This window comes from Mesorhizobium sp. M7A.F.Ca.AU.002.02.1.1 (genome assembly GCF_003998535.1).
GTDB lineage: Bacteria > Pseudomonadota > Alphaproteobacteria > Rhizobiales > Rhizobiaceae > Mesorhizobium > Mesorhizobium ciceri.
Map to the genome: position 1 here is coordinate 1 of NZ_RZPB01000318.1, position 6656 is coordinate 6656.

Below are 6656 nucleotides of genomic sequence, written 5' to 3' on the forward strand. Positions count from 1 at the left end.
GCTGTCGGGAGATGGCGCCCGGTTCACGGATGGGTTTGAGAAGGGCGCGCCTCGGCGTCCGGCATCGCGGAACGATCGTCAGCCGCCCAAGGAATGCGGTAACGCCACGACACCTTTCGGGGCACCTGAGGTTGTCGCGGTCCAGGCGATGATCGCCGAGCTCTGCCTCGATCGATTGCAAGAGTCAGGGTTGGCCGACACGTGGCGGACATGGTGGACTTCGGATCGCAATCTCGCCCGTGCCAAAGGGCAATGGACGGAGGAGTTCAAGGCGATGAAGCCCACGGTGTCGGTGTCAGGAGTGATGGAGCGACAATGGCTGTAACCCTCGAAGATAGTTCAGTCGTTGCTCGGTTCCACCGCGTAACCGTCCGGTTCTCGCCAGACGTGCTCAGGGTCTTCGACGGCTACCGACAGACGGGCTGGTTCAGTAGGGAGGCCGGAGGACAGCTGTTCGCCGACATCGAGGGTGACGTTTGGCGTGTGTTAGCGGCGACTGGCCCCAGGCCGGCGGATCGACGGGGGCGGTTTCATTTTTGGCCGGATCGCAAAGCGGAGCAGAAGGAGATTGACCAGCATTTCGCAACAGGGCTTGAGTACGTGGGGGACTGGCATACACATCCGGAGAAGGCCCCGACGCCGTCTCACGACGATATCGCCAGTATCGAGAGCGTAGTCAGAAATTCGACCTTCTATACTTCGGGTCTGCTACTTTGCATCGTCGGTCTGGCACCGTTTCCAGACGGACTACACGTTTCTTTCCATGCTTAATGGCTGCCGGCTCCGGGACGCAAGGCGGACCGCACTTGCATGGAGTCTGTGCTGCGAAAACTATGTAGGTTGTGGAGATGATGACAGACCAAGAAAAAACTATAGTTGGAAGCCTTTACGGCTTGCTGCGAAGCGTTCGCGATGAAAGCGGAGCACTGTTTTCAGGTATCGGGGTCTTGGTAAGTGACACCCCCGATACGCTTCCTACTTTTCCGTTACGGCCAAGGGCTGTCACGCCCCCCAGAGGGTCTACAACTGAGGTCTTGAGTTCAATATCCAGGGACTCCAGCGATTTCCATGACGGATTCCATCTTCTTTCATCGACCTTGGAGATCAGCTCGCTCTCCCTGTATTTTTCGCCCCCGATCCTGCGGTCGGTGGTAATGCCGCATCCCAACCCAAGGCATGGCGGACGGTACCTGGCAGCCCTGTTCGGGTCGGCGTTGCCAGGCGTGATGGCGGCAGGTGTGGCGAGTGCACATTACGGCGTGGTCATTTTCAAAGACGGTATGGAGGTAGCCACAGATGCCTGATGATGATCGTTCAGTGGAGACCGGGCCGCACGCAGCGACAAGGTCGGACGACGGCGCGTTCCCGACCGTGAGCGGCACTTGGAAGATGGAAATCCATTGGCAACGGGGTGACCGTACCGGAAAGGTCGATGCAACCGCCATCATTCGTCAGAGCGATTGGGGGATCGACATGCAAGTGTATTCGATCGGCTCGGATTCCCGCACGATCCTCGCCAAGCCCAGCCACGAGGTCTCAGGACGCCCCGTCATTCATTACATGTACGAGGTAGAACCCAAGGCTATGTGGTCTGACGCAGTCAACCCATACAAGGGTGCGGCGATCCTTCGACTAAATGAACATACCGGCGAATTGAGCGGGAACTATTGGACCAGCCAATTGTCGAAGGGCTTCTTCAAACTCAGCCGCGAGTCTCAGGCTGCGGTAATGGGACCACAGGGGGAATCGGTGGATGTTTTGTTAATAACAGCCATTGCCGATGAATTTACCGAGGCACGCGCGGTGTTTGGCACCCGTGCTGGGTCGCCTGAAGGCGTGTCGGAATGGCTGCCGCGAAAGACCCATCTCAACGACGATTATCTAGTCGGGTCCTTCGTCGTAGGAGGTGAAGAGCGTTTCAGTATAGCTTTAGCGAAACCGAGTCGCATGGGGTCCGTGAGCACCAGTCCGGTGGCGACAAACCTCGCCAACTATCTCCGACCAAAGTGCCTTGTGATGTGTGGGGTTTGCGCTGGTAACCCAGGCGATGTTGAGCTTGGTGATCTCATCGTCTCGGAGCTTGCCTATCAATACGACGAGGGAAAACGGGAAAAGGACGAGTTCCTCAGCGATATCCGCCAGGCACGAATATCTAAGGAGTGGCTTGCGGCGGCGCAGTCTCTCGATCCTCGTGATCTCCCAAGTTTCGGCCATCCAAATGGTGGGGAGCGCAAATTATGGCTAATGCACAAGCTCTATCAAGGCTTCGATCCGCGCGTGCTGCCAGCGCGTAAACGCTACTTCGCGGACGGGGAGTGGTCCTCGACGCTTGTTGATCTAGAGAAGTCGGGGGAGCTGCTAATAGAGGGGACGTCGATAAAACTTACGGAAGTAGGACGAAGTGCTGTGGAACGGTCACTTGTCATGGATGTCGATCCACCAAAAACACTCCCCTTTGAAATCAAGACTGGCCCAATCGCCAGCGGAAACGTCGTTGTCAAAAATGGCATGACTTGGGACATGTTGAAGCGCAGCGGCGTGCGCACCGTGTTGGGACTCGAGATGGAAGCGGCCACAATCGGTGAGATCGCAAAGCAGTGTGGTATTGGCGAGTGGATCGTTATCAAGGGGGTGATGGACCATGCCGATCCCAACAAGGCGGACCGTTTCAAGCCGTTTGCGGCGCGTGCGTCTGCCGAAGCTCTTCGGAAATTCTTGATCGGCAGATTCTCAGTCTGACAGAGTGCAGGAGCCCACTGAAAGAACATGATCGCGAGGTGAACGGTCCATCGATCCGTTCATCTTGCGGAACCTAGCTGATTGCATTCAATTAACGGTCTGCAACCGCTTGGTTCCTTGGTTCAGGTCGTCGCCTTTCTTAACTGCCGGGCGGGAGGGCTCTTTTGCTTCGATAGAAGTCGAAGCCGCCAAGATTATTGAGGGTGGCGTTTCCAACCAAGCTAGGACGCGCTGCTCCAATCTTGCCGTCACTCCAATGTTGAACAGTCCGCGGGAACCGCCCGCCGCCTACGAGGCCAAGTAGACTTCCGACACATAAAGAAAGCTAAATTCCATAACAACGCCGGGCAGCAATCCATCAATCGAGACCAACGACCACCCGGTTGCGGCCGCCGTTTTTGGCTTTGTAAAGGGCGACGTCGGCGCGTTTTATCAGCGCCGCTACTGTATCCGCCCCTTTGAAAACCGAAGACACGCCAACGCTGACAGTAACTTCGGTCGTCTTTCCCTCACGACCGATGGCAAATGGCACCTGGGCGATTTCAGCGCGAATGCGTTCGGCGACCTTTTCGGCCACCGTGCTATCTGTGTCCGGCATCACCACTACGAATTCATCGACCCCATAAACGCATGCAAGGTCGATACCGCGCACATTCTTGCGTAGCCGGCGCGCGCACTCGCGCAGCACGTCGCCACCTGCCTCGTGACCGTGTGTGTCGTTGACCGACTTTAGAAGGTCGATGTCGGTGATTATCACCGACAATGGTCGCTGGCGCGCCACCGCACGATCGAACAACGTCTGTAGATGGCTATCGAGGTAACGGCGGTTGTGCAGCCCGGTTAGTCCATCGGTCACCGCCATCTCGATGGTTTGGGTGACGCTGGCGCGAAGCTGGTCATTGTAGCGTTTGCGGCGCACTTGCGTACGCATCCGCGCCACCAGCTCCTGCTGGTCTATAGGCCGCATGAGGTAGTCGTTGATGCCGAGTTCGAGGCCGCGGATGATCCGCCCCTCCTCGCCTTCCTCGGCCAGAAGGATGATCGGCAGGAAGCGGGTGCGATCGAGCGAACGCAATTGCGAGCATAGCCGCAGCGGATCGAATTCGGCAAAAGCCATCGAGATCACGACGCATTCATAGGGCGCTTCGGCAGCCTGGAAGAAGCCGGCATGCGGGTCGGTGGCAATGTCGAGATCGGCACTGTCGCGCAGCATCTTCTGGATGCGCTCAAACGAAGATTTGCGCTCGTCAATCAGCAGAACTTTTGGCGTCGCGTTTTCGGACGTGAAGGTGCGGCTCAACACCTCCTCGATGCCGATGTTGCGTGTGGTCGAGGCACGCAGGCGCAATTCGTCAGTCAGCGACTTCAGCCTGACCAGGCTTTTCACGCGCGTCATCAGCTGCAGGTCATTGACCGGCTTGGTCAGGAAATCGTCGGCGCCGGCCTCGAGACCGCGCACTCGGTCCGCAATCTGGTCGAGCGCGGTGATCATCACCACCGGAATATGCGATGTCGCCGGATCGCTCTTCAGCCGCCTGCAGACCTCGAACCCGTCCATGCCGGGCATCACGTCGAGCAGCACTACATCGACCTTGCCATTTTCGCAGGTTTCGATGGCGTCGAGTCCGTTGGACGCCGTCAGCACCTCAAAATATTCGGCAAGCAGCCGGACTTCGAGCAATCTCACATTGGCAGGAATGTTATCGACGACAAGGATGCGCGCGGTCATGACGAGATGTTCTCCTGAAGAACGTATTTCGTCGATTGCCCGGCTTGGAGCTGATTGAACACTACCGACGACAATGAATGGCGGCTTCCGGCGTCTTCGACAAGAGCCAGTGAACGTCTCGAACTAGGCGCAAAGCGGCCAATCACGTCGTGGCAATTAGATGCATATGGTTCCAAAAAGGGGGAGATGGTCTTGGCCATCTCTCCCCCGCGAATGCCGCCTGCGCAAAGCGGGGCCGCCCGCTCGCAAGGCGGCGAATGACCGACATCCTCTGACTTGGTCCGAGCCGCCCCGCTCGACGCGCAGCCCAGCTCCGCTCGCCGGCATTCGCCCCCCTCTCTGCCGCGCGCTCACGCGCCCCCGGAAGGCATGCCGAGGGGCATGCCTTCGGCATGTAACGTGAAAGGACCAGAACCATGACGACCAATGAAACGAGCGCGAAGACCGGAACCGCCAGCGCGAGCGGCACGGAAGTTTTCATTCCGCTGAACAAGCTCAAGAAGTCGCCTCGCAATGCGCGCAAGATGCCGCACAGCGAAGCGATCATCGAGGCCTACGCGGCCAGCATCGCCGCCAAGGGCATCCTGCAAAACCTTGTGATTGAGCCGGAGTTCGACGGCGAGGGCGCGGAAACAGGGTTCTACTTCGTCACCATCGGCGAGGGCCGCAGGCTGGCGCAGTTACTGCGTGTGAAGCGCAAGCAGATCAAGAAGACCGAGCCGATCCGCTGCGTCATCGACACCGTCAACGATGCGCATGAGATCAGCCTGGACGAGAACATCACCCGCGAGGACATGCACCCCGCAGATCAGTTCGAGGCGTTCCGCGACCTTCACGAGAACAAGGGATGGGGTGCGGAGGCAATCGCCGCCCGCTTCGGCATTACCGCACATGTCGTGCGGCAGCGCCTGCGGCTTGGCGCGGTCAGTCCCAAGTTGATGCAGGTCTACCGCGAGGGCGATTTGACCCTCGATCAGCTGATGGCTTTCGCCATCACGGACGATCATGCCCGGCAGGAACAGGTTTTCGAAAGCCTCACCTACAATCGCGAGCCCTACGTCATCCGCCGCGAACTGACGCGGACGCATGTTGCGGCGAACGACCGCCGCGCCGTCTTCATCGGCGCGGAAGCCTACATGGAAGCCGGCGGTGCCATCCTGCGCGACCTGTTCACCGAGGATCGCGGCGGCTTCTACGAGGATGCCGCTTTGCTCGACCGCTTGGTGATTGAGAAGCTGCAAGGCATCTCTGAAACCGTCAGGCAGGCCGAGGGTTGGAAATGTGCAGATGTCCATATCGACTTCCCCCACGCAAACGGCTTGCGCCGTACCTACCCACAGCCGGTGGATTTGTCGGAGGAAGACAAAGCTGCCTACGCAAGGGCATCCGACGAGTTCAACCGGCTCACAGATGAATGGAATAGCGCCGAGGAACTGCCGGACGATGTTGATCAGCGTTTCGGCAAACTTGAAGCCGAGATCGAGCGCATCGACGCTCTGCGTCACGCCTACGATGCTGATATTGTTTCGCGTGGTGGCGTGTTCGTCGTGCTTTCCCATGATGGAGCGGCGCGCATCGAACGAGGTTTCATCCGCGCCGAGGATGAGCAGGTGGGACCGGAAGCGGAAACGCTTCCAGACGGCGAGGACTACGCCGTCAATGACGATGGCGAGATCATCGAAGACGGAAGCGGTTCGGATTCCGATGGTGGCAGCCACGAAGAAGCGGAGGATGATGGCAAGCCGTTGTCGGACCTTCTTATTCGCGACTTGACCGCTTATCGTACGCTTGGGCTTCGCCTTGCGCTTGGCGAACAGCCGGACATTGCCCTTGTTGCGGTTACCCATACGCTTGCGGCGCAGACCTTCTATCAGGGTGCTGATGCCCACTGCCTCGAAATCCGCCCAACCAGCGTCTACCTCGCCGGTCACGCGGACGGCATCGAAGATACGGCGGCAGGCAAGGCATTGGCAGATCGACATGCGGAGTGGGCTGCGGACATGCCTCGCGATGTGGCCGACCTGTGGGGCTTCATCGCCTCACTCGACCACGCCAGCGTCATGGCGTTGTTCGCCCATTGCGCCTCGCTCACCGTCAATGCCGTAAAGCAGCCTTGGGAGCGCAAGCCTTGCGCCCACGAGACAGCGAACAGGCTGGCGACAGCGGTCAACCTCGACATGACAGCACA

At 58.8% G+C, this 6656-nt stretch carries 4 protein-coding genes; 3 read left to right on the forward strand and 1 reads right to left on the reverse strand.

Annotated elements, in window-relative coordinates; genetic code table 11:
• Both EN879_RS39455 and EN879_RS19485 read left to right on the forward strand, forming a co-directional pair.
• Positions 1-325: hypothetical protein (locus EN879_RS39455; RefSeq protein WP_206520966.1), on the forward strand; the 325-nt coding region annotated here is incomplete at its 5' end.
• Between the two features lie 971 nt (positions 326-1296).
• Complete coding sequence (locus tag EN879_RS19485) at positions 1297-2739, forward strand: hypothetical protein (protein ID WP_063170746.1); 1443 nt, start codon at positions 1297-1299, stop codon at positions 2737-2739.
• A gap of 358 nt (positions 2740-3097) precedes the next feature.
• On the opposite strand, the gene EN879_RS19490 is transcribed toward EN879_RS19485, so the two are convergent.
• Positions 3098-4468, reverse strand: a complete 1371-nt coding sequence (locus EN879_RS19490) for a PleD family two-component system response regulator (protein WP_063170745.1) — start codon at positions 4466-4468, stop codon at positions 3098-3100.
• A gap of 416 nt (positions 4469-4884) precedes the next feature.
• Here EN879_RS19490 and EN879_RS19495 point away from each other — a divergent pair.
• Positions 4885-6656 (forward strand): ParB/RepB/Spo0J family partition protein (locus EN879_RS19495; protein WP_127274185.1); only part of this gene is annotated, 1772 nt, incomplete at its 3' end.